The organism is Stenotrophomonas sp. Steno-Z1 (genome assembly GCF_056393175.1).
Genome location: NZ_JBWJPB010000002.1, coordinates 746,652 through 770,849, shown reverse-complemented (window position 1 = coordinate 770,849; position 24,198 = coordinate 746,652). Strand labels below are relative to the sequence as shown.

The window sequence follows — 24,198 nt, the reverse complement described above, 5'->3', positions numbered from 1 at the left end:
CCACGGAACCAGGCGTGCGGGGCCCCATGGCAGCCGGCGCCCCAACCGGCTCGGAGCGGGATACCCCCACCGCATCACCCGCTCAGGGCGCGCCTCCGGCAGATCGCCAGTCCAAGCCAGTCCCGCTCGGCCCAACGCCCTCACCGGTGCGCCCTGCCATTGCGCTGCCCGATCGTGGCGAACCATGCCCAGCAGTTGCCAGGAGAATCGCAATCCGTTGCGCTCCAGAGGCGGCGCTCCCCAAGGGCTTCGCCACCCCACCGAAAGGTCCGGCATGCCCGGGTGCCAAGATGCCAGATGCATCCGGCTCACCCGCGGCGCACCGGCCCAGGACCAATGGTTCGCAGCACGGGCCATTGCGGCAGTCGACCACGCGGCTGCCACGCCTGACGCCGCCGGCGCCCCCTTCGCCCAGACAACGCGACTAGACAGATGACGCTGAGGGGCCTGCGCCCAGGACGAACGTAACGTTGATCGCAGGCCACGGATGACCGGGTCAGGCGGCTCGGGCGGATCGACGTCCCACCCCACGCCCAGGTTGAGAGGCGCGTGACCGGGCTTGGCGACCCTTGGACCAAGATTTAGAGCCGTGTAGCGGCCATCCTGTGCCATCGGTTACTCCATCTTCGCCGGCACAACCCAGTCCTGGATCGCGGCATTGACCTGGCCGGGACCATCGAAGCCGATGACGAAATAGTTTCGCTTCCGCGACAAATCCACAATTTGCCACGTCCCATCCGACTTGCTCGTGGTCTCAGCCACTGCCCGCATCGTCTGGCGGTCGAACAGGACCACCTTGATCGCCGCGGGTACATTGAGCTTCCTCGCTCGTCCGTCGTCGGCGTCGGGATCACTGCTGGTCGGGGCTACGCCGCCCACGAAGCCGTCGCCGGCGTAATCTGCCGGCAACGACGTGTATCGCGATCCGAACCGATTCATATTGCGAGCCACGTTCACTCCCACGGATTGGTCAGGTCAAAGAACACGCCGCTAACAGTCACGCCACCAGGGGCACCAAGCCCCTTCTTGTAGATCCAGCGCGTCCCAGCGGGCATGCCAGGCACGTTCTCAAGAATCTGGCCCTCTGCGAAAACGTTGGTCAACATGCGGTGCAGCCCCGTGTACATTCCAGGCATCAATCCGCGAAGGCCGCCAGGCTCGCGGAGCCAAATCGGCGCGTACAACAATCCTCCAGTTACCGGATCCGGGTACCCGTCCACCAGAGAATCACTGTTGGCACCATAGCCGAACGTCGTGTGACCGCACTCACCGGCCTTGATTACACGACCGTACTGTCCGAGCCTTGCTCCATCAAACGATCGGGCAATGCTAAAACCGCTGGACGAAACCGACATTGCGGAGTTGTGCGGGATACCTTCGTGTGCGTACACGGGATAGGCACCCGTACCGTCGTAACCCGACCAGCTGCCGTGCGTGGTAATTGCACAGCGAGACGGATCAACAGCCATCCTGCTGAGGAAGTCCCCCATGAAGCCGCTGGTGCCGGGAAACGGGTTCGCGGCGTTAACCTGCGGCTCGCGGTAGAAGTAGAGGCACCGCTCGTTGCCGATCGCCCACCACCGACGCGCTACTGTAGGGTTGGCCGTGTTGCACGTAGGCCAAGCAATGCCATTGGCGTAGTCGGCGGGAAGCGGAAACATGTCCGTTCCCTCATCGATACCCGTCATCGAAGAGAATCCGTGCAGCAACGCGCCAAACTGCTGCTCGTTGTTCACTCGAATGCAGTGGCCGCTGCCGGAGACCGGATTACCGCGATACACCCGCCGATTGCCCGAGCTGAACTGGCGAGTCCAACCCAGCCCCTCCTTACGCCCCGCGCCCACCCCATACCCGTCCACCAGGATGGCATCCAACACAGTGATCAGGGACCCGACTGCGGCGGTGAGACCCGGCGCGCCGGGGTCCGCACTGCTATAAACCGTTGGGATCAAACTCATGCTTGAACTCCTGCGATGTTGCCAATGACCTGGAGACGGGCAGAATCCACAACCCCTTCGGGCGCTCCAGGCAGGGTGGTTCGAACCATCCAGATCGGAGCAAGCCCGCCGATGGTGTTGAACCGGACCACGTTGTTCACTGACCATCCGGTTCCCCACCCTTGCCGCCGCATCGTGAAGTACGGGTTTCCCGTCCGAGGATTGATGGGAGCCAGGTCGGTGTTGGTATTGCCACTCGCGATGGTGCCCACCGTCTCACCGATGACCTGGAACTGACTGACATCGAAGAAGCGAATGGCCCACCGCTCAGTGATGGCGTCAGCGTTGGTCACTACCAGCGGGAAATCGGTGTCGTTGTAGGTTCCGCCAGCGGCCCCGCCAATGGCCACATCGCTCCAGACATTCGTCCAGGTGACTTGGTCAAACAGGTTCTGCATCCGGGCCTGAAGGTCGAGCGAGCCGTTGGCCTCACCCAACCGCAGCGCAGTGCTGATCATCGCCTCCCCAGCCGGATAGGTGTGAGTGAGTCCGGTGTTGATCTCGATCTCACCAGTGATTTGCGGCTGGACAACCAACCGTCGATCCTCAACCCGCTCGCTGATCACGATCGGCAGCGTGTACGCGGAAAGGTTCAGCGGGTCGCTGAAGGTCAGATGCCCCACGTCGAGGTCCGCCACATACCATGCGCTCTCGACAGGCTTGCCAGCGCTGTCCCTCACTTCGATCTGCGCCACCCTGCCACGACCGAAGCTGACCTGCTGGCCGGCCACCGGGGCCTGGACCTGATGCTTGGCCGTGTGGTGGATCAATACTGTCTGGCCGGGCTTGAAGGCAGGAACGCGCCCGTCGCTGGGAAGCCGGACGGACTCCAACCCGATAACCACGGCGGAGAGCGGGATGGATCGGTAGACGACAGCTCCGATGTAAACGGAACCGGCGAACACCATCGTGGGCTTCCACACCAGGTCGCCAACGACGCTGGCCGGATCAAACCAGGGCTCGCCCTGGTTTCCAGTGACAGGCACCATCTGGCCGAACTTGACCTTCACCACGCCTGTTTCCCAATCCACCTCGCCCTGAACCATGGCACCGGCCAGCGCACCGTTAATATCGGCCGAAGCAGTCAGGGCGATGCCATCCAAGGTCGTCGCCCGAAGAGTGAACATTCCCGGGCGAAGCGGCGAACCAGGCGCACGGAAGAACATGTACCCCGTACCCGGATCAGCGATGCGTGTCAGCAAAGAGACGACCTGGACGGTGTTGTTGCCGCCGGCGACCCACTGCGTAAGGATCGCCGCCCCGGAAGAGTAGTCGATCGACCCTGCGTAGATGCCTGCGCCGGTCACCGGGTCAACGGAATGGTAGAGCCCGCCATTTCGGTCGACGTAGGTGCGACCCTTGAACGTGAAGCGGACGCTGCCCGGAACGATCGTGTCGCTGATCGTCGGCGTCAGGAGCAGCTCCACGGGCGGCAGCGCCAACACCTCTAATGCCGAGGTCTCCGAGGCCCCTGCCGTCATCCAACCCATCGAGATCATCGACCCGGCCGAGAACTGTGCCAACACGTCCCGGCGGTAGTAGCTAGCCACCTTGAAGCGAAGCTTGACCGTCATCTCGTACACGGGGACCGACACCTCATGCACCATGAACTTGCCGGCCTGCAGGCTCACGACACCAGTTGCGTAGTTGACCGACCCTAAATTCGTAGCGAATGCCTGACCGCCGATCGATACGCCGACCACGTTTCCCTGACCGTCGTCTTTGGCCAGGACCCGCATCACCAGCGGGGCGCTCGGCATGCCGGCCGCGTCTGCCGTGACCGATACCAACCAATCCAGTCGCAGGCTGCCGGCGCGAACCGGCCTGTCGGGTATGACGAACGCGACGACCCCGGCGCCGTCGGGCAACGGCTGCACCGATGCTGCCAATGCCTCGCCACATTCATACTCGCAGGACAGCTGGCTATCCGCGTCCGGCAGCGTGGGCGGCCGAACGGTGACCTCGCCGGTGGCATAGGAGATCACCCCACGATTGACGCCCCCCAGCAGCAGGCCGCCGGCCCCGTCATCCGTGACCGTTTGGTTCACCCCTCCGACGCGCAAGGTCAGCGTCACCGATCCCGGGACAACGCCCGCGTTGCCGAGCAGGAAATGTAGCGATGGCGGCAGAATGCTCACGTCGCCAGTGCGGGCCTCTGCCAAGACAGGCGTTCCCCAGCTACTGATCACGCTGCTATGCAGATCCGGGAGCGCGCCCGTGGTGAGCACGACGGCACCTGTGGCGTAGTTCACGGTGCCGCTACCCTGCCCCGGCTTGCCCACCAGCTGGCCACGGCCGTTATCTGTCAGCCGGATCCACTTCCCGAGCGCACGGTAGTCGACCAGCACCGTGCCCGGCGCCGGCAGCGGAGTCACCTGGAACAGCCAGTTATAGCCTTGGTTGCCCTGCGTGACCGTGATTTCGTCGTTGAAGCCCTGCTCAACGACAGGGCCAGCAGGGGTCGCCGTGATGCTCACACTGGTGTTGCCCACACCATTGGCGTGCACCAGCGCCACCGAGCCCGCAGCGTAGTCCACGCTCCCGGACCACGGAGAGGAACCTGCTGAGGTCAGGCTGCCACTCCCGTCATCCACAAGCTCGACCCCGCCCGCCAGCACCTTGACCGTAGCAACGGCCATGGGAGTGCCCAGGAATCGAACCACGGCCACGCCGGCGCCGAAGGCGCTGGAGTAGCTAAGTCCAAGCGATCCAGCGGGGCCGGACGGCACAAAGCTACTGGTTCCCATGCCGGCCAGCACATCGCTGACCGGCGTTTCCGCGGTGGAGGTTGGAACGATAGGAATGTAGGGCGTATCCACCAACACCGACAGGTCGCCTGGGGCAGCGTTTGCGGCGAGACGCTTGACGCTGTGGTAGCTGGTCGCGTCCACAACGTTGGTCTCGTAGATGCGGGTGGGCGGCTTGGTTGCCGTCTGACGGTGCACTTCTTGGCCGGGAAAGTCATAGGTCAGCGCAGTCACAGTTTCGATGACGATCACGTCGCGCTCGAAGGAACCAGCTTCGTCAGTGAAGACCCGGCTCGTGCGCGAGAGAATTCCCTTGACCCGCACATACTGCTCGTAAGGGGTATATCCCACGCCCGTGACCGCCAAGCAGAGGTTGTCGTTGATGTCCGGGCTCGGCGCCTCTTTCATGCAATAGAACTGAATCGTCATCTGCCCAGCGAAGTGGCCGCTGAGCAGTATGTAGCGCGACTCGACTCCACGGGTGATGTAGCTTTCGACTCGGTTCGCGGCGCCGCTACGAACATCGCTGTAGGAGCCGGTCGCGAACATGCTCACGTGGACGTGGCTGTCCTGCGGCGGGTCCACGATCACCGCGATAGCATCCTTGAGCACGTCGGTGGTGGGCGTATCAACGTGAACAAACAGCTTGCGCAGAGTGCTGCGACCAGTAGTCCGCTCCTCGTCGCCGATGTCGGGGAACAGGTTATTCATCTTCCCGTCCACAATCTCGGCCTGCACCATCCGACCACCGCCGTCAGGATTGTCCGTCGGGCGCTGAGACTGTCGCATTTTGATATCTGTTGCGGAAATGGTCATGGATTACACCGTCATCAATCGAAGCGTGATGGAAAAGAAGTCACCGTCCAGGGCGGGAACGGCAAAGCGGATCGGCTCAGCCTCGATGGCCGGGCCATCGGTACGGCGCCAGGCAACCTCGAAGGTGCGCTCGCCGCCGTTGTGGGCCGGAAGGATGAGCGGCAACGGTGTCAACCTGGGCAGCTCTTCGCTCGCCTGCAGAAGGCGGAGGGTCTGGAGGGCCACGGGCGCGACATAAGCGCGCCCATCGCGCTGGGTTTGCAGCGTGATAGGCCGCCCCGCCTGGAGGGCTGCCTCCTGAACAATGCGCGCCCCAGTCAGACTCGATTTGACGTCCTGGCTCACGCGCCACGCTGTGAACTCATCCGTCCACTGGAGGTCTGCCGGAAGCTCTACGCCGGCCAAGACGATGCGGCTCACCGACCACCCCCACGAATCGACACGCTTTTGCTCCGGGCAATCTTGTCGAGAACGCGTGGGGCAACCATATTGGCAATGCGGTCGACAAACTCTCGCTCTGCGGCTGTCGCGCTCGCGATCACGTCCTTACTGGGTGCGTCCCACTGGATGCGGACAACGTCCGGCTCTCCGGCACCCGATGCCGGGCCTATACGCTTGGCATCCGCTGCCTCCTGGGCCCTGATCTCGGCCTCAGCTGCACGGCGGCGCTCCACAGCATCGGCCTTCGCCGCGCGCTCACGCTCGGCCCGTTTAGCCTCGATCTGGTTTTCAATCTGGAGAACTTCCTCAAGTTCGCTTGCACCCACCAGGTCGAAACGTGAGGCCAGTTCGCGCCGCTTGTCGGCCATCTCATCCATCCCCTTCAGGATCTCCTCCTGTTCTTCCTTGTAGGCCTTCAGGTCCTTCCGCTGGTTGTAGAGCGAATTCCAGATGTTGGCGAACTGCTGAAGGCCGCCAGGACCGTTCATCTGGCTCAGCAGCTCCGAGGTCTTGGTTGAGATCTCACCCATCTGCATCGTGAAGCCCGCCGCAGACGCAGATGCCCGGTCCAACTCACCCGAGGATCGGCCAGCCGAATCGCCGACAGCGTCGATGCTCTGCGCCGCTGCAGCGGCCTGGTCACCCATTTCACCCAACGAGGCGGCAGCAGCATCGCCCCCGCCCTTGACTGTCTGCGTAGCTGCTCGGGCGGTCTGGTTCTGCTGTTCAAGACCGCGGTTGGTATTCAACACAGCCTCACGCATCGCGAGCTGCTGCTCCACCTGTTGCTTGCGCCAGACGTCACTGTCCGCTACTGCCGCCCTGGAGGTGGTCGCGAACGCCGCGAATGCACGGCGCACGTCTTCGATGCTCGCCTTCCCTTGAGCCGCACCCTTGCGGATGGCCTCAAAAGCTTCCTTGGCCGAGTCGCGAGCGGCGTTAAGCGAAGCCTGCGACTGAATTCCGAGACGGCCAAATTCGTCATTCAGCGGGTTCATTGCATTCGTGATTTCCCGAATGCGTGCGTTCAAACCCGACGCGGCCCGCGCGGCCTGGTCGAAGCCCATCCGACCCTGCTCGCCCGCCGCTTTGAGCAACTCTCCGAGCGCCGCGGCCTCGTCGAGGGTGGCGACCTTTCCTAATGCAGCCTTGAAGGCAGCTTCAATCTGCGCTCCAGTCGCCAGGGCATTCTCTGTGATCGCACCGAAGGCTGCAGTCGCGTCCTTGCCGGCGGCGGTGAACTTCAGCCCCATGCGCTCAGCTGCAACACCCAGCTTCTGCAGCCCGTCCTGCAGGGTCTGCTCCAGCACCACGCTGGTTCTCAGGGCCGCGTCAGGCAGGGTCTCGAAGGCCGCCACAGCAGCGGCCTGGAACCGTGACAGCTCCTCGCCGCTGAGCTGCTGCAATGTCGCCATGAGGCCATCGCGCACATTTCGCTCTGCGGCCGCGCCTTGTTCGGCAATGGCGGCCAAGGCGATCGCCACATTGCCAAGAGTGCCGGAATCGGCGAAGTTCAGCCCTTCGAACAGCTGGCGAATCGAACTCGCCGCCAGCTTCGAATCTCGATCAACGCCCTGCAGCTTGTCCACGATCAACTGCGCTTCAGCGCTGATCCCACTGCGCAAGGCCTCAGCGGCGGTTCGGGATGCATCGGCCAACGCGGCATAGCCGCCGCGCACCTCCGCAAGCCGCGCCGAAACCTGTTCGAGCTGCTGCAACTGCGCGTCAGTCGCCAGGCCCATCTCCCTTTGGCGCAGAAGGAAGCCGAACTGAGCGTTGAGGTACTCCCTCAGACCTTCCAGCCGCTTTTCGTAGGAAGCCCGTTCGGCCTCGCCGGCGCGCGCAAGCTGCTCGGCAGTCTTGACAGCGGTATCGCGATAAGCCGTCAGGGAGACGGCAAGCTCGCGCCGGGCGATCGCCTCGCGATACATAACCTCCTGCAACTGCCGGCTGAACTCTCCCGCTTGCTTGGTCGCAGCGCTGTTCTTGGCCAGCTCCTCGCCCAAGGCTTCCCCCATTGACTGGAGACCTTTGGTCGCCAGCTCCAGGCCCAGCAAAGCAATGGTGATCGGCACTGCGCGCGGCAAGGTCTTCAGGATGTTGGCCAGGGAGAGCGCACTCCTCCCGGCAGCGTCCGTAGCCGACGCACTGGCGATCTGCGCGCGAGTGGACGCGATCAACGCGATCCGCCACGTGTTCAGCTGGACGATGGCCTTGATGATGGTGAAGGAGGCGTAGGTCTTCGCCATCAAGAGAATTGCACCGGAGTGCTCGAACACAAAACGCGTCGCGCCCCTAGCCGTATTGGCGAGAACAATGATCGCGTCGGCCGTCTGCTTAGCCCAGCGGGTCAGAGACCCATCCCTCGCAAGGCGGTCGACGGTAGCAAGCATGTCTGTCAGCTGCGCCTTGAAGTAGGTCAGCACGCCTTGGTCGGCGACTTCTTGCTTCCAGTCCTTGAACCGCTCGGTGGCATCCTTCCACAGACCCGCAATCGCGCCTACCTTGGCGGCTGCGGCCGCGCCGCCGTACGACTCGGCGAGTACGTCGAGGATGATCGCTTGCGCTTCAGCCACTCGGCCGGTGGCCTCGAGCTGCTTGATCAGCTGCTTCTGGCTATCCTCCAGGGTAAAGCCCTGCTTGCTCAATGACTCCATGGCCTTCGAGGGGGTCTGAAGCGCCTTGCCCACCACCTCGGCCGATTGCTCCAGGCCTATGCCCAGTCGCTGCGCCTGGTCGATGGTGATCTGCATCGCTTCCGGGAACTGCTGGCCCACGATGTTGGTGTACGACAACAGTCGCACCTGCGCCAAGGTGAGCTGCCCGTCATCGAACAGGCCACCCTGCAACTGCTTGCGCATCGCGGCCAGTTGCTCAGCCGTGAACTCACTCTGGCGGCCGGTCGCCGTCAGCGCCGCCTGCAGCTGGCCCAGCTCCTGCTCTGCGTCACTACCCTCCTCAACGATCGACCGGATGCCGTCAATAACCTTGCCGACGCCAATAAAGCCGAGCGCAGTCGCGAAAATTCCCTTCAGCTTGGACATGACCGCGCTGGTGGCGCTCGCTGCGGCACTCAGCTCGGTTGTCTCCTGAGCGGCCTGATTGGCGCGGTCGCGGTATGCCTTCAGAGAATCCGCCGCCGCTGTGCTAGCCCGCGCCTGCTCTCGGAAGCGCTCATCGCTCTCTTCGATCCGCTGGTTTCTGCGCCGCGCCTCTGCAGCTGCAGCCGCCGATTCCTTGGCCTGTTTCGCGAACGCGTCGGCGGTGCGCAACGCTTCATCACGAAGGCGCTGCTGGCCTTGAACCAACTGCGAGGTGTTGACGCCCAGGTCGCCCAGCTCCTGGTCAGCCTTTACCACAGCTTCCCACTGCTTGGTCAGGGAGGACTGCAGCTTGTCACCCTCGGCGCGCAGCGATCGCTGCGCAGCCATCAGCTCCTTGGCCGGACCCGCCGATTCGCCGATGCGAAGGCTCAGCGCTAGCGCGGCTTTCTGGTTGTCGTTGAAGCGTGTCTCGAGCTCAGCCAAGGTGGCGAGCATTCCTTCGAACGCTTCGGCCTTTTCGGCAGTGGCGCTCAGGTCGGCAAGCCTATCCACCAGCTTGGCGGTGTCGACCACGGCATCCTCAGAGGCCGCCCCCATCTCCAGGAGCGCACGGCGTAGCTCGTCCACGCCCTCGGTGCCACTGGTCTCCAGCACCAACCGGAGAACCTCCTCAAATGCCGTAGTGCTCGCCATCAGCGCGTCCTCTTTCGTGCAAGTTGCAGCTGCCTGACCAGCTCGCTGCCGCGGTACTCATTCATCTGCCGAGCCACGCCGGCCGCTACGACATTTCCTTCCCCAGTAACCATCTGGAAAGCGCTGGGACCGGTCATCACGCGCAGCTTGTTGCGGGGGTCTCGGCCTGATTTCGCCCGGCTATCCCGGGAGAACTGCCGAACCAGCAACCTTCGCTGACCGTTGACCGTGGCGATGAAGGCTGAGTCGTAGGTTTTGCGCGTCCCCGCCTGAATCTCCGCGGTTGCACCGGTAGTCTTACGTCCACCCCATCGTCCGCCGAAGTCAAGCAGCGGCAGCTTCCGAGTGGAGGCGTGCAGTGATAGGAATTCCCCGCCTCCGTCGGCACCAGACCGAACCTGGAACCGCCCCGCGAGATCGCCCACCCGAACGTTGTAGACCTCGCGCACTGCCTTCTTCGCAGCAGGTTCGAACCGACGCCGTACCGAGACGATCGCGCGGGTATCCGCCTGCGCGATCGCCTTGGCACTCACACCCTCGACCTGAGCCGCAAGGCGTGCCAGGACAATGGAGTTCAGACGGGCAGAGGTTCCTGAGAACTTGGCCATCGGTCAGCCCTCGCAACGCGCATCAGCAACCGGCGCCCTCTCGGGCGCCGGCAACCTGGTGCTATGGGCAGCTCCCAGCCGCATCAGTCGGCCGTCTGCTCGTACACCGCGAAGGTGTACAGGGCGGTTTCCTCGGAGCGGAACACCACCGAGCCGGTCAGCGTCACCTGGAGGGGCTCATCGCTGAACCAATCCACGTCGCCGTCGACGGTCAGATCGACCTGCGGGATCCGCAGGAGACCGCTCTCGCCGCTGATCCGATCCTGTACGTCGCCCAGGATCATGAAGGCCTTGTTCGGCACCGCACCACCGTTGATGGCGGTCTGGAGATGGCCATCGAACTCGTAGGAAAGGACGAGTTCGTCGCCATGTGCGATCGTGCCCCCGGCCTTGGGGATCAGCAGGCCCTGGCGGTTGTCGATCACATAGTCGACGCCGGCCTCCAGGGTTGCCGCCCCTTTCTTGACTACGGGCGCGGGCGTGGCGAGCAGGAAGCGGTGGCCGAGATCGATCGGTGCATCCTTGCTATAGGCCGTGACCGCCTGGTCGGTGACCGAGCCGGCGGCGACGGTCGAGGCGACGGCGCTACCGTAGAGCATGCGGGCGAGGATCGCCGGCGGCACTTCCAGGACGCCGACGCTGATGCCGGTGGTGCCGGGGTTGGCGTCGGTGTGGATGATCTGGCCATAGCGGTCATCCCGTCGCTTGCTCTTCACCTCGGTCGTGTCGCCAGCCTCATAGCTGAACGTCAGCGAGCTCTGCTCGAGCGGCTTATTGCCGAACTTATCGTCCGGATCCGGAATGACCGGAATGCGGTTGGCACCGGCGCCGTGTTCGTAGAAACGCAGATCACCGGCAAACTTGCGGACCTTGGGCTGTTGGGCCATGGGGGTTCTCCTAGGGAATGGACACGGGCTGGAAAATCTCGGTCAGACCGGCCCGCGCGGTGATCTGAGCGACAACACTGGAATGGCCCGCGTCATCGGTGACGGCAGCCAACTGCGTATCAATGAGCTCGAACTTGGTAAGCCCCAGCGGTAGGTCTCTCCGATCGAAGGTCAACACACGCACGAGGTCGTGACGCGCGCGATGCACCAAGCGGTTGGGACGCTCCTGATCATCCCGACGCGGCACGCTGAACTCGATGGTCACGCCCACATCGGAGCTGGACTGAGCGCGGCTGCCTGAGGAGAAGCTGATCCGGTCAACAACTATGGCTGTCGCGGCGTCGGCGAAATCTTCGGGCGCGTCCTCTTCATCCAGCAAAATCAGGCCGGCGCCAATATCGGTGAAGAATCCCGCTGTGCGGCTGATCAGACGTACGCGCGCAGCCAAGAACTCAAGCAGTTGCCAGCTCGCTGGTTCTGGCAGATCAGACACGACGCACCAGCCACCGGCTCAGCGAGCCATCGTCGGATACAAGTTCAGCGTTGACGTAGACATCGCCATCGACCAGGAGGCGCCCCTTCTGCACCGGACGAAAGCCATCTGTGCGTACGTAGACGATCTCCACTCGGCCGGCAACGAACTGCTTGAGCCCGCCGATCGTCTCGCAGTCGCGGTCCACGTAGACCTGGCACGGCACGGCGGCACCACCATCCGGCGGCGTGTAGTCGCCTGGATCGGCGATGCCCGCCGCAACGAAGCTGGCATGCAGGCTGGCGTCCAGTTCCGCAAGGAATTCGCGTTGGCTCATTACCCGCGGCCCTCGCGCCGACTGGTGACGCACAGCGCCAAGACCACGCACAGGACGACCACCGCAAAGGCCAGCAGCGTGCTCACGGCTTCACCTCGGTCCCTTGGATGGCGCGGACCTGATCGGCCCGACCGTTGAGACGCTCGATGACGGCGCGGCGTTGCGCGGCCACGTCGAAGCACTGTGCGATCGGGCCCTCGGGGACTGCCTCGGTGCGGGTGAGCGCGGACGGAATGGCGACGTATACCCGGCGCTCAACCACGACCGCCTGCGGTGTCACTGCGCACTGCGCCGGGCCGATCTCCGGCTTGGTGTGGCCACAGGACGCGACCAATGCGGGGATCGCCGCGATCATCAATAGCCGGAGAATGCTGGGCATGATGCCTCCACCTCGGTAAGGGCCAGCGCACAGCGCGTTTCACGCGCCTGGCCGGCATAGCGATTCATGAACTGCTTCAAGGTCCTGTTCGCGTCAGCCTCGCGCGCCTCGGCCTCGGCGAGGGCTGTATCGCTCTGTTGCTTGAGGGTCACTACCTGTCCCTGCGCTGCGCGCAGCTCTGCCTGGAGTACCTCAACCGTTCGGGTGTACCCAGCGTTGGCGGTCGCCAGCTCGGCCACCCGCGTCGTGGCGCCGCCCTTTTCGGCGGCGCATGCGACGGCAGCGCCTTCATACGTGGCGGCTGCTGCGGCTGCAGCCGCGCGCGTAACGAACAGGCCGACCGACAGCGCGATCACGACAACGGCCAGGGCGCCGAGCGCCCACAGCAGCGGCTTTACCGTGAGGGTTGAAAGCAGCTTCATCGCGCACGCTCCGTCAAGACGGCTTCGTCCTCACGCCTACCGCAGAGGCCTGCCTCCAGATTCGTCCCCCGCCACAGGCGGCACATCTGACGAATCTGGCCGGCGACGCAGTGCACGTCAGCACCACGCAGGCAGGTATCGCGGATGGCACGCATCTCGGCGCGAGCCGGGCCGGTCATGGATGCGCCCCGGTTGTAGACCAGGGAAACGAGCGCGCCTTGTGCGTCTGCAGGCAGGGCATCGAAGCGCTCAACGCCGAAGGCACGGCGTGCGCTGGCGTGGTAGCGCGGCAGCGATGCCAAGGCGAACACGTCACGTGCCATTCCGAACGGCACAGTCACATTGCGCAGGTCCAGCACAAGCGGCCGGGCCGCTTGGCCGGTGATTCCGGCTGTTGCCTGGAGCCGGGAAGAAGCATCGTGGGCCGACCAGTCCAGGCCAATCTGCTGTCGGGTCTGGTGGCCGCCGTCATAGCCGATACCCCACGTGACGCCAGAAGCGCCTCCCGGCCAGATTGGCGCTTGGTAGCGCCGTGCGTAGCGGGAGGCGCTTCCCACCTCCCAGCGTACGATCAGCGCCACGGCGGCAGGCGAGACAGTGGCCGCATGCGCGGCATTGGACGCATGCGCGGCATTGGACGACGGCGGCGCCACCTCCTGCACGATCTCCTGCAAGGCGACCACCGCCGGCACCACTGCAGCGGCGGTGGCTTCCTGGACCGTGGCAACCATCGGGCTCGTAGCCTCGGCGACCTCTGACCGCGCCTCGGCGATTCCCGAGGCCGGCGCGGCCGCCGCAGGCGATTGCCCGCAGCCGGCCAGCGCCCAGGCCAGCAGGACACAAGGCAGACGGGCGCTCATCGGGCGATCCAGAAGAACGCAACGAACAGACCGACCAGGAAGAGCCACTCTGCGCGGTCGAGCAGCAGCACCCGCCAAGCCCATGCGTCGCCGGCTCGGGCCGCGTCGTGAAGCCTCTGCTCCTCGGCGACGTTCAGGTCATACAGATAGGTTCGCTTGAACAGCCACGCACCGGCGCATGCGGTTGCCAGGTACGCGGCAGTGATCGGCAGCTGCAGCAGCTGCGCCAGCACGTCCGTGCCGATGGTGCGATCGAGCGCGCCGAGCAGGATCCATCCGAGCAGTGCCAGGAAGACCAGCACCGGCAGCCAGACGACGAATTCCTGCCAGCGATTGAAGAAGGAGAGGATGCGATTCATGGTGTCTTCTGCGCCTGTTCGACAGTGTTGAGACGACGCTCCAGCTCGCTGATGCGCCAGATCACTCCGTTGTCCAGCTTCGCGTTCATAACCTGCACGTCGCTGGTGACCTGCTGGAGCTTCAGGCCTTGGCTCGCCTGGGTGCTGCGGATCTCGTTGAGCATCCACCCCACCACTCCGGTGGCGCCCGATAGGACGACGGGGAGAGCAAAAATGGCGATTTTCAGCGCCACCGATGCAAACTTGCCGTCCATTGCCCGGTCGAGCTGGGCGCTTTCATCAGTGATGCTCATCGATCCCCCTGTTTTCGTAGAAGCTCCACCACCGGACACGCCACCCGGGCATCTGTGTGCGGTGGTGGGCTAACTTTTATGCGCCGCCAGTGCCCGCAGCAGCGGTGCCCGGCGTCAGGCGGACCAATACTTCATCGTCGCCGCCTGCTGCGGGCTCGACCGCATAGCCGAAACCGTTGAAGTCGGTGACACCGCCCGCGGCGGCGATCACCTGTCCGGCCTCGCTGGCCCAGTTGACCGACGCTCCATCGGCGATCACGGCCGTCGGCAGCTTCGGAAGGCGGTATACGCCCTCCACATGAACGGCGATGCGATCACCGATCGCCCCGTCCGTGACAGCGATGCCGAAGAGTTTGCCCTTGGCGACGACACCGCCGCTCTTGACTGCCTCATCGAGCACCACGTCCAGCACGCGGCCGTCCTGATGTGCGTTCTTCATGACTGTTTCCTCAGATCGAAAGGGATACCGATTGGACCGGGGCCGATAGCTGGCCCCGCTCCGGTGTGGTGGATGCTTAGCCCGGGTTGCCCGGGTTCTTGTAGATACCGCGGTAGTCGGCAATGGCCGGCGCGGCATCCAGGCGAACCTTCCAGGCCACACCGTCAACGGTGAAGCCCTGCTCCTGTTCCAGGTAGGGCGACTGGTTGCCGTCCAGGTAGCCGACGACGATGCCGTCAACGAAAGCGGGGTTTGCCAGGCCGTACCACGCCTTGGGATCCTTCTGATCCAGACGGCCGTGATCCCACACCTCGAAGGTATTGCGCACGGTGTTCGGCTCCTTCTCCCCGACACCGGCGCCGACGGCGTACTCCGAGTCGCGCACGGCGCGAGCCCGCAGATTGAGTGCCACCGGCGTCAGCAGGCCCTTCATCGGTACCTGGATCAGGTTGCCATCCTTGTCCGTCTGGAGACGCATCGCCGCCTGCATGGCGCCGACGCTCTCCGTGCTGATCAGCGCAGCAGGCAGCACGTTGCCGTGGTCCGCGCTGAAGAGCAGCTTGCCGTCGGCCAGGCGGGGGTTGCTGTTGATCAGGTCGAAGACGGCTTTCGCCAGCGTCCGGCGAGCAGCCTGGCCCATCTTGCGGGGCACATCGCTGAAGATGCCCAGGTCGTCGTTGATGATGGCCTGGCGGGTGATCGTGAACAGCTTGCCGTAAGTCACGATCTTCATCGCCTGCGACTGGTCGCTGAAGGTTCCCTGCTTGTATTCACCGCCTTCCGGGACGACATCCAGATCCGAGAACGCGCCGAGTCCCACCAGGTTGGTCGGCTTGAAGTCCGGCACGTTGACTGCGCGGGTGAACTGGTCAAAGTTCTCCTCCGCCTCTTGGTAGCCCTGCGCCACGGCGCGGCGCGAGGCGTCGCCCAGCAGTGCCGGGAAGTCGGAGGAGCTGTGCGTGAACGCCATGCCCACGATCTGCATGCGGTCCATGCCGTTGACGTTCGTGCCGGTAGCCTGGACGCACGCACGTGCGATCTCACCCATCGTCATGCCGCGGTACGGATTGCCATCAGTAGCCTGCACCAGGCCGGCGCGCGCCTCGATGGCGTTCGACATGGCAGCCCGGGTCAGGTCACGCTGATCTGCGCCCGCAACGATGCCTGCATTGCCGTTGAGCGGCCGGCCGTTCGAGCCCAGCAGAGCCAGGATGTGGCGACCCGCGTTGTCGGCGGTGACGTTCGGATCGGCAGCAGCGATGATGCTGTTGACGTACTCCGCCACGGCCGGGTTGCTCATGTGGCCCTGGGCAATCGCCTGGATCTCCGTGTTCCGCGTCCGAAGGGCAGTCATTGCCGCCACCACCGGATCCTGCGCCGCCGCGGGCGCGGCGGCGGTGACCGGGGCCTGCGCCGGAGCTGCGGGAGCTGCTGCCGGCGTTGCGGTATTGCCCGCCGCTGCTGCGGTCGCGAGACCGGCACTGGCGAGGATGTTGGCGTACTGCTGTTTCATGGTGGGATCCTCGATATGGCCGATCACGGCCGACTGGCTTACCTCAGGGAGTGAGGCGAAGGTTTGGGGGGAGAGGCTGGCGACGATGTGGCGACGCAACTGCGCGGTCACCGGTGCGCCAGCACACTCGATGGCCTGGAGATAACCGCTGACAGCGACTGCCGCCGCTGCCTGCCACCGGGCACTGGCAACGGGGTCGGCATCCACCACGACATCGGCCAGCCCGGCATCGATTGCCTGCGGGCCGGAGTACCAGTGGTCGGCGTCGTCCGTAAGCAGGCGCTCCATTTCCTCGCGCCTGCCCGATCGGGCGGCGTAGGCTTCCAGCATCGCGTCAGCGTGGGCATCCAGCGCCTCTGCGTTCTGACGGAAGGTGGTCGCAGTCCCGGCCGCGACGGTGCGCGGGCCATGTACCATCACCAGCGAACTAGCAAACACCCGACGCTCATCGCCGGCCTGCAGGATCAGCGATGCAATGGACGCAGCCTGGCCCTCTACCGTCACCACCGTGCGCGCCGGGTGCGATTTCAGCGCGTTGTAGATCGCCATACCGTCGGTGACTACACCGCCCACGCTGTTCAGGCGCACATGGATGGTTGAAGCGGTCACCTCGCCAATGCGCTCGACCAGGTCCAACGCCGAGACGGACTCCTCGAAAAGGTATCCGCCGATTGCGCCATAGATCATGATCTCCGCAGTGTCCGCCTCGGCGTGGACTTGGAAGAGACACGGGCCGAGCTGGTGATCGGCGCCAGCATTGGCGGTGATGGAACGGGTGATGGCACCTGCCAACGGGCTTACTTCACGCATAGTCAGTCGCTCCTGGAAAGGTCGCGCGTCAGCGAGCCGAGCACATGTGCCCGTGCCTCCGCGCCGGTACTTGGCGCCGGGGGCGCAACTTCGCTTGACTGCTGCCGCCAGTCTTCTCGCTGACGCAGCACGTCGGTCGGGTTGTTGCCGTACTGCAGGATGTTCTGCTGCGGGCTGACCCAACCCCGGTCCTCAGCCTCTCCCTTGGCATAGGCCTCTTTCAGAGGGTCGATCCAGGGCATGACCGGACGCACGTAAGTGGACGCAGCCAAGTGGCGCAGCGACCAGCCGCGCGGCAACTTGACCTTGCCCGCCAGCACGCTCGCCTCAATGAAGCGCTGCCGCTGGGGACGCACGCTCAGGGCAATGAAGCGCTCGGCGAGCATGAGGTAGCTGCCCCACTTCTCGACCAACTCCTGCCGCTGGGCCGAATAGGTGCCGTTGTAGTCCAGCGAAAGGCTGGAGTAGCTGACCCCGATTCCACCGGCAGCCGCCCGGAGTTGCTCCTTGCGCCATGTTGCGGCGTTGGGATTCGGGCGGTCGCTGGCAAGGCTCTCGATGGACTCACCGGGCAGCAGATCATCAAAGATCGCACCAGGCGCCATCCGCAGTTCACGTACCGGCAGGCCATCCTGCATCAGCACCCGTCCGCCCAGGCCCTCGTTGCCGCCGTAGTTGCTTCCATCGCCCTTCTTGATCTGGAAGGTCATGGAGGCAGCGACTTTGGCGGCAATCCGCTCGGACTCTTCGTAGTCCTTTACGTCTTCGAAACGGGACATCGAGCTGGCGAAAACACTGATGCCCCGCACCTGGTGCAATCTGCTCAGGTTGGCAATGCAGTGCATGAACTCTGCCGATACGCGCTTGGTCTCTAGACGATTGCCGAGCGGTTCACCGGGGTGCTGTTTGTAGACGTGGAAAGCGACAGAGCGCCCCCACGCGTTGCGCTCGACGCCCTGCAGGATATTCCGGGCGGGGTCATTGAAATCCAGCGGCACTAGGTCGGCCTCCAGCATCTCGATGCTGTAAGGAACGTCAGTGCCATGGGACAAGCCCGGCACGTAGCCGATCAGGTCTTGGTAGAACACGTCGCCGTCCCGGAACCAGCTACGGGCCAGCAGCTGCTGACACGCACCGTAATCGTGCGTCTGGGTGACCTCGGGGCGGTCCCACCATTCGTCCCACAGATCATCAAGCTGCAGGGCCAGATCGCGATTGATCGCTTCGCCCGGCAAGCGCGGCGCCGCAAGCACATCGATGCCCGAGCCCACGGTGTTCTGCACCAGGACATTCAGCGCATTGGTCGCCAGATCGAGATCTCGATCGAGATGCCGGGCCTGATCTCGCAATTGACGGGCGTCCATACCAGCGATCGCGCTGCCACTGCCCCAATCACGGGCGAGCTTGCGGCTCCTCGAAGGACGAGTTACTTCGTGTGCACGGGCTTCCACCCGGGGCGCAATAGCGGGCTTTGCTCGCTCCGCACGATCCGCGGCGGTGGCGGACAGGAGGCGCTCCCGGGCAATCGAGGCGGACGTCATCAGGTGGAACCGCCGAAGTCTGCGTTGGCCCACCCTGCACGGCGGCGGCCCCCGTTAGACCCACGACCCACGATAGCCTGCCACTCGGCGCGGCCGGCGCGAATCTCCGCCAAGTCAGCACGCGTCAGCTGGCGCTCACCAAAGCGAACGCTCTGACTTTTCAGCACGGCAATCTCTGCCTGTGTGTAGAGGTCGAGCATTTGCTGTGCAGTTGTCATGCACATAGTTTGAAGAGCCATGCGCGCCAAGTAACGGCAAAGCAAGGCTAGAGGACCGAAACGCCGCCTTCCTTTTCAATGACTTACCACCTCGTGCGCGCCAGCTTTTGCTGAAGCTGTCAAAATAGTTGTGCAGGTCTCAGCAATGGATCTGCGCATCCCCAAAAGAAGGAGCTTTTAGATGACTGATGATGTGATCAAGCTTGAAAAAGCAGAGCTGGGAAAAACGCCGGTCCCTTGCCTGTATCAGTACGCCTACACGGACCATCCCGGCATCTTCCACCGCTTTGTGGAAGACACGATCACCGATGACGGCAACAACCATTTCCCGGTGACGTACGCACTCGTGGAGGATTCGAAGGGGAAGTTGATGAAGCTTGACCCTGCGATGGTCAAGCTGAACCGATCCAGTTCAGTCTGACGCAGGAGAGCTGGCGGCGCCCTTAATCAGGCGCCGCTTCTTGCTTTGGGAATCCCACCAGGGAAGAGCCTGTTCAACTGCCGACGGGACAAATCGAACTTTAGACATACGGCGCTGGCCGTAGTTCCACGCTCTAGAAGAGCACGGATTTCTGCAATCGGGTACGACCGCGAAATTGTGGGAAAATAGGGCCGCTCACCCGCAAAACAACGCATGACTGAGTCTACAAATGGCTGTGCCATAGCCTCGCTGATGCCGATGTCGTCGCGCATCTTGCTCAGAATGCGGTCCCGCAATTGATCCTCAGCCTCCTTTCGTCTGGCCATTAGAGCCCCCACCCATCGCGCGCGGCTATTCCTGCTGACCTAGGCCGGCTTACCGGAGCCTGTGCGGGTGTCACTGGCGCAGCCGGCGCCGCGGTGACTGAGGATGTTTCACGGGAATCAACTGGCTGATCGAAAAGTCCCTGCGATGCTGGATGGAACTGTTCTTCCAGAGCGGCCCACTGCGAATCCCGGATCACATCCGCCTTTACCGCCGGTGCTAGTGATGCCCATATGGCATATATGGCCGTGTCCAGCTCCTCATTTCTTGCGCCCTTGGGTTTAATCCAAGCGCCGGCATCTTGGTCGAAATACTCGACAGTCAGCCCCTTGAAGTAACGCGCCGGCAGCGCGCCAGGATCAGGGTTCAGAGGGTCGTGCACTTCCTCCCCTCTCCCGCCGGGGAACCGAAGCATACGCGCAGCGATATTCTCATCTCCCCCCTCGCGCTCAGCTTCATCCCTGGCGCCCAGTGCCGCTGTGAGCCAGCCGTAAACCATGTGCTTCAGCACCGATGTTCCAACGCCCCAAACACCAATACTTCGGGCCAGCGTCTTCTCGCGATGGTTCACCTCGGTCTTTGCTGGCCGGTACACGGCACGGTCGGACTTCTTTTCAGCGCGGCCACGCACGAGGTACACCGCCTGCTTAATGAAGCCGCGCGGCGTTTCAATCATGCGGTTGGAACCAGAATTACCCACGAGCTTCTTGACGAACTGCGCCACGGTCTCGGTCCAGTTGCCGCCATCCAACGCTGCCGCGGTGATTCCCATCTCGATCCCCTTCGAGGTGCGCCAGGTGCCCTTGAGGTATTCGTCCAGCGCGTCGTACGTCTCCAGGATGGTCGGATCCAGGTCGATCACGGCGTAGTCGACGACCCAGCGTCGCTGACCGCGGCCTGTGGCAATTACCTGAACCTCGGCCCGGTCGTGCTGGAAGTCGACACCGGCAGTCAACAGGAGGCCGCCAGCCGGAACGATTCCCCTATGGACGCCCGGCTCTGCCAGCTTCGCGACCGCCTCTGAATCTTGCTGCTGCCGTTCGCCCTCAAAGGGCAAACCGAGTTTGAGGTTGTAGAAGCCGGCCTTCTTGGCCTGGTCGCGATCTGCCTCTGCCTTTGCATCAGCAAGATCCTTCCAAGACGGACCCAGCCCAAGGGGCGCATAGGCGGCCCAAGCGTGGAAACTACGATGATAGGGGTCGGCAGCCGGATTTGTAGGCTTCCAGTACGCGGTGCCGCCGAAGCCGCGCTCGGCCAGCATCGTGTCCTTGTGGTACTCGTGGATCACACAGCCGCTCACTTCGCAGGCGAATGTCCCATCCGGCTGCAGACGCTCCACATCGAGCGTCTGCTCGCCGCCGCACTCAGGACACTGCACCACGTACATGCACATGTCGCCCGCCTGGTAGCCGGCCTCGATGGCGCTGGCGCCCGCAATGGTCGGGGTGCATGCACGGTACACCTTGCCACGGTCGCCGTAGGAGCTGGCGCGCGCCTCTAGCTGCTGATCGGCTGGCCCCTGCCCGCCCAGATCCTTCGGATATTCGTCCACCTCGTCCATGAAGATATAGCGGGCGGTGCGCTGCCGCAGCTGATTGCTGGAATTGGCCCAGATCGCCCAGAGCGTGCCACCAGGGAAGTGCTTCTCGAGCGTGTTGTCGGTGGCGAATTTGGCACGCAGCTCCGGCATTTCTTGCACCGCCGGATCAAACTTCGACAGCACCCAGCTCCGGGCCAGGTCCTTAACTGGCTGCGCCACGATCATTGAGTCCGAGCCTCGATCAACGACGTACCCGGTCCAGTTGATTCCGATCTCAGTAGCACCAATCTGCGCTGACTTCATGAAGTCCACGATCCGGACCGGTGAGTGGTCACTAAGGCAATCCATAATCTCGCGGAGGATCGGATTTCGCGCAGTTCGCCACTGGCCGGGCTCTGCTCCCGCGCCCTTGGCGATGATCCGATTAGCATCTGCCCATTCGCTGACCGTTTGACGCGGCGGCAGCTGCCAAGCGCGTTCCCACGCCGAGCACACCACCACTTCAGCATCGGCCAGCACAACATCGTGAGCGACCTGGTCAAGGCTCATCGGTCACCCCCTGCTCATTGAAGGATTCGGCACCGGCATGCAGGGATCGAGCGGACTTTTGCATCTGCTCGGCGACCTTGCGCACCTCCAACTCGAGCATTGATTCCACGGCGCGAGGATCTGATTCTGCAGCCAGCTGCGACCGGAGCCTGCTGGGCAAATTCATCATGCTGTTGAGCGCTTGGCGCACGAGCGTGAACACGGCGCGCTCCACGCCCTTGGTGCGCGTCAGCTCGTTTAGCTGCTCGCCTAGCTCCAGCTCTGCCAACCGCGCTCGCGCCAGCCGTTCGCGGCGCACCGCCTCCTGCACGCTCGGACCGCCGGAGGCGGGAGAAGCGCCAACAGCAGCGGGCGATGGGTTTTCCGCGCCGGGCGTACGATCCCCGCCGCGGAGTGGGTGGGTCAGGTCATTCAGCAGGGCGTCGCTTGCCTGGACGCGGATCGCCTTGCCCTCACAGATCAATTTGCCCTCACGGCGCATGCGGCGAATGTACGAATCGCTGACCTTGCGGTGCGCCGCGTACTCGGCGACGGTCATCAGGTCGGTTCCGGAACTCATGCGGAACCACCGTGTTCCATCGGAACCAAACTTGGAACTCGAAACATGCACGAGGATTGCGCGCTAGCTAACCCGCAATTCGCAAAGCCCAGGAGGACCCGAGGCAAAGGGGTGCGCCGGGGTCCCTGCCCCCCGTCCGCTCGGCTGGCCAGGCTTGGATTCGCGTGGAACATCCCACCTGTCCTCACCGTCCCGACCATCAATGAGAGGTCGGGACGGCTGGAACCGTTGGCGTCATTGAGGTGTCCATAGCGTCCAGACTGTCCATACCTGTTGAGAGCTTTTGAGATTGAGTTGATTGGATGCTGTTCCATGTACGCGCGCGCGATAAGGTCTGGACGGTTGGGACGGCCTTGCGGCACTAGGGGCAAGGTCTGGTCTATGGTGCGGACAGGTCTGGACGAGGAGATAGAGGTCTGGTCAGAAGTTAGGTCCATCGCCCACCTCCACGCGCTTGTCTCGGCTGGCGCTCGCCAGCCAGTCATCAATCGACTCGCCCGCCTTGAACCACCGGGGCTCTCGTCCACCCTCAGGCCACCGTCGCCTGGTGCTCTCCCAGCCAAGCGTCTTCATGATGGCCGCGACGCGCATCTGCTCTGGCCGGCCATGCTTGCCGGGATCCAGGCCGATGGCAAAGGTCAGCAGATCATCGGTGGTCGCCCACGCAATCTCAGTCGCAGTACGCAGGCGCTCAGGATATTTCGATAGATCGGCCCTCATCTCGACCCAGGCCTCCACCCTGCCCTCCCAGCTGTCGCCAACGTAGCGCGCAGCCTGCTCTTCCTTGGCGTCCTCGGGCAGCACCCAGAAGTCAAAGCCCCCCTCGAACAGCCGGACCGCCTCTGCCCATAGCTGATCACGTTGCTCGGTGATGGCATCGATGTGAACGTCGCCATCGGTCCGGACAGGCAGGAAGCGGCGCCCGCCGGTAGGGTCGCGAAGATACTGGTGCTCATTGGTTGTACCCGCGAATACACACTCACGACGGTAGGATCGCGGCACACGCTCATAGGGCGCTCGGAACTTGTCCACACGCCTTGTGATCGCAGTTTTTACGCTCGTTACATCGGCCTTGGAGAAGGAGTCCATTTCGCCGATCTCCACGCCCCAAGCGCCCTGGATCACCTGGTAGAAGTCCTTGCTGCTGGGCGACTCACTGGTCTCAACAAACCACTGGCTGCCGAAGATGGCGCGCAGTGCGCTGGACTTGCGCTTACCCTGCTCGCCCTCCAGCACGAGCATGAAGTCGACTTGCGCACCCACGGAGGGCTGCTTGGGATCAACCCACAGCACACGGGCTACGGCACTCACCATGAAGCACTGCGCTGCGCGCCGGCTGTAGGAGGTGTCTGGCGCACCGAACAGTAGCGTCAGCATCTGCTCCACACGCGGCGTGCCATCCCACTCCAAGGCAGTGAGGTATTCACGGATGGGGTGTCGCCTGTAACGACGCGCTACCGCGATCACAGCCTTCAGCACGAGGTCGTCGCTGCACTTCATCCGGTACCGGTCAGGGTGCTGGAGCCAGGCGGCCAGTTCGTAGGCGTCCGAGTCGATGAACTCTTCCCGGCTACCACCTTGCCACGGCGGATCTCGCTCCAACTTCACCTGGTTGCTGGAGTCATTGAGCCAGAACAGCCTCGCAATGCGCTCGTCGTGCTCCATGATCAAGATCAGGTTGTGGAGCGTTCCCTCGACGTTGTGGTCACGGTTGAAGGTCAGGTGGTCTTTCCAGGCCTCAGGATCCACCCCACCACCGCCTGGCGGTGGCGCACCGCGACCACCGTCGACCACGGTCAATGTCTTGCGCTTTGCCACTGTCATCCCCGTATCGCCCTTTCATGCTCCCGCGCTATGCGCAGGTATTCTTTCGCGCGCTCCCGGCGCACGACGCGCGAGGATTCGTATGGGTTCTCAATTGCGGCCTTG

At 63.7% G+C, this 24,198-nt stretch carries 21 protein-coding genes; 1 reads left to right on the top strand and 20 read right to left on the bottom strand.

Annotated features, from left to right (window positions below; translation table 11 throughout):
- Positions 1-615: 615 nt before the first annotated feature.
- From AC06FD_RS10350 to AC06FD_RS10270, 17 genes are all read right to left on the bottom strand, one after another.
- Entirely contained in the window at positions 616-939 is a 324-nt protein-coding gene (locus AC06FD_RS10350; RefSeq protein WP_478077716.1) for a hypothetical protein, read from the bottom strand.
- Positions 940-953: 14 nt separating this feature from the next.
- Positions 954-1,958 carry a hypothetical protein gene (locus AC06FD_RS10345; RefSeq protein ID WP_478077715.1) on the bottom strand — a complete coding sequence of 335 codons (1,005 nt, stop codon included), beginning with the start codon at positions 1,956-1,958 and terminating at the stop codon, positions 954-956.
- On the bottom strand, positions 1,955-5,560 hold the full coding sequence (locus tag AC06FD_RS10340) for a hypothetical protein (RefSeq protein ID WP_478077714.1): 3,606 nt from the start codon (positions 5,558-5,560) through the stop codon (positions 1,955-1,957). Before AC06FD_RS10340 ends, AC06FD_RS10345 begins: the two co-directional genes overlap by 4 nt.
- Before the next feature lie 3 nt (positions 5,561-5,563).
- On the bottom strand, positions 5,564-5,980 hold the full coding sequence (locus tag AC06FD_RS10335; protein ID WP_478077713.1) for a hypothetical protein: 417 nt from the start codon (positions 5,978-5,980) through the stop codon (positions 5,564-5,566).
- Complete coding sequence (locus tag AC06FD_RS10330) at positions 5,977-9,738, bottom strand: coiled-coil domain-containing protein (RefSeq protein ID WP_478077712.1); 3,762 nt, start codon at positions 9,736-9,738, stop codon at positions 5,977-5,979. The genes AC06FD_RS10335 and AC06FD_RS10330 overlap by 4 nt, the downstream gene beginning before the upstream one ends.
- Positions 9,738-10,346, bottom strand: a complete 609-nt coding sequence (locus tag AC06FD_RS10325) for a hypothetical protein (protein ID WP_478077711.1) — start codon at positions 10,344-10,346, stop codon at positions 9,738-9,740. The genes AC06FD_RS10330 and AC06FD_RS10325 overlap by 1 nt, the downstream gene beginning before the upstream one ends.
- A gap of 83 nt (positions 10,347-10,429) precedes the next feature.
- Positions 10,430-11,233, bottom strand: coding sequence for a phage tail tube protein (locus AC06FD_RS10320; RefSeq protein WP_478077710.1), 804 nt, complete (start codon positions 11,231-11,233; stop codon positions 10,430-10,432).
- Between the two features lie 10 nt (positions 11,234-11,243).
- Positions 11,244-11,726, bottom strand: a complete 483-nt coding sequence (locus tag AC06FD_RS10315) for a hypothetical protein (protein WP_478077709.1) — start codon at positions 11,724-11,726, stop codon at positions 11,244-11,246.
- Complete coding sequence (locus tag AC06FD_RS10310; RefSeq protein WP_478077708.1) at positions 11,719-12,042, bottom strand: head-tail joining protein; 324 nt, start codon at positions 12,040-12,042, stop codon at positions 11,719-11,721. The genes AC06FD_RS10315 and AC06FD_RS10310 overlap by 8 nt, the downstream gene beginning before the upstream one ends.
- Positions 12,043-12,124: 82 nt before the next feature.
- Positions 12,125-12,421, bottom strand: coding sequence for a hypothetical protein (locus AC06FD_RS10305; RefSeq protein ID WP_478077707.1), 297 nt, complete (start codon positions 12,419-12,421; stop codon positions 12,125-12,127).
- Complete coding sequence (locus AC06FD_RS10300) at positions 12,397-12,843, bottom strand: hypothetical protein (RefSeq protein WP_478077706.1); 447 nt, start codon at positions 12,841-12,843, stop codon at positions 12,397-12,399. The genes AC06FD_RS10305 and AC06FD_RS10300 overlap by 25 nt, the downstream gene beginning before the upstream one ends.
- The gene (locus AC06FD_RS10295) at positions 12,840-13,703 is read right to left on the bottom strand and encodes a lysozyme family protein (RefSeq protein ID WP_478077705.1); all 864 of its coding nucleotides are present in this window, start codon (positions 13,701-13,703) and stop codon (positions 12,840-12,842) included. The genes AC06FD_RS10300 and AC06FD_RS10295 overlap by 4 nt, the downstream gene beginning before the upstream one ends.
- Positions 13,700-14,062, bottom strand: a complete 363-nt coding sequence (locus AC06FD_RS10290; protein WP_478077704.1) for a hypothetical protein — start codon at positions 14,060-14,062, stop codon at positions 13,700-13,702. The genes AC06FD_RS10295 and AC06FD_RS10290 overlap by 4 nt, the downstream gene beginning before the upstream one ends.
- Positions 14,059-14,355, bottom strand: a complete 297-nt coding sequence (locus tag AC06FD_RS10285; protein WP_478077703.1) for a hypothetical protein — start codon at positions 14,353-14,355, stop codon at positions 14,059-14,061. Before AC06FD_RS10285 ends, AC06FD_RS10290 begins: the two co-directional genes overlap by 4 nt.
- 76 nt (positions 14,356-14,431) lie before the next feature.
- Positions 14,432-14,794, bottom strand: a complete 363-nt coding sequence (locus tag AC06FD_RS10280) for a DUF2190 family protein (RefSeq protein WP_478077702.1) — start codon at positions 14,792-14,794, stop codon at positions 14,432-14,434.
- Between the two features lie 76 nt (positions 14,795-14,870).
- The gene (locus AC06FD_RS10275; protein ID WP_478077701.1) at positions 14,871-17,117 is read right to left on the bottom strand and encodes a ClpP-like prohead protease/major capsid protein fusion protein; all 2,247 of its coding nucleotides are present in this window, start codon (positions 17,115-17,117) and stop codon (positions 14,871-14,873) included.
- Between the two features lie 2 nt (positions 17,118-17,119).
- Positions 17,120-18,658, bottom strand: coding sequence for a phage portal protein (locus AC06FD_RS10270; protein ID WP_478077700.1), 1,539 nt, complete (start codon positions 18,656-18,658; stop codon positions 17,120-17,122).
- A gap of 399 nt (positions 18,659-19,057) precedes the next feature.
- Between AC06FD_RS10270 and AC06FD_RS10265 the strand changes: the two genes are divergently transcribed.
- Positions 19,058-19,297 (top strand): hypothetical protein, encoded by a 240-nt coding sequence (locus tag AC06FD_RS10265; RefSeq protein ID WP_478077699.1) that lies wholly within the window; start codon positions 19,058-19,060, stop codon positions 19,295-19,297.
- A 325-nt stretch (positions 19,298-19,622) separates the two neighbouring features.
- Here AC06FD_RS10265 and AC06FD_RS10260 read toward each other — a convergent pair whose 3' ends face one another.
- The 3 genes from AC06FD_RS10260 to AC06FD_RS10250 form a co-directional block, all read right to left on the bottom strand.
- Complete coding sequence (locus tag AC06FD_RS10260; RefSeq protein ID WP_478077698.1) at positions 19,623-21,710, bottom strand: terminase gpA endonuclease subunit; 2,088 nt, start codon at positions 21,708-21,710, stop codon at positions 19,623-19,625.
- Complete coding sequence (locus tag AC06FD_RS10255; protein WP_478077697.1) at positions 21,700-22,269, bottom strand: hypothetical protein; 570 nt, start codon at positions 22,267-22,269, stop codon at positions 21,700-21,702. The genes AC06FD_RS10260 and AC06FD_RS10255 overlap by 11 nt, the downstream gene beginning before the upstream one ends.
- 420 nt (positions 22,270-22,689) lie before the next feature.
- Positions 22,690-24,093 carry a virulence-associated E family protein gene (locus tag AC06FD_RS10250; RefSeq protein ID WP_478077696.1) on the bottom strand — a complete coding sequence of 468 codons (1,404 nt, stop codon included), beginning with the start codon at positions 24,091-24,093 and terminating at the stop codon, positions 22,690-22,692.
- Between the last annotated feature and the right edge of the window lie 105 nt (positions 24,094-24,198).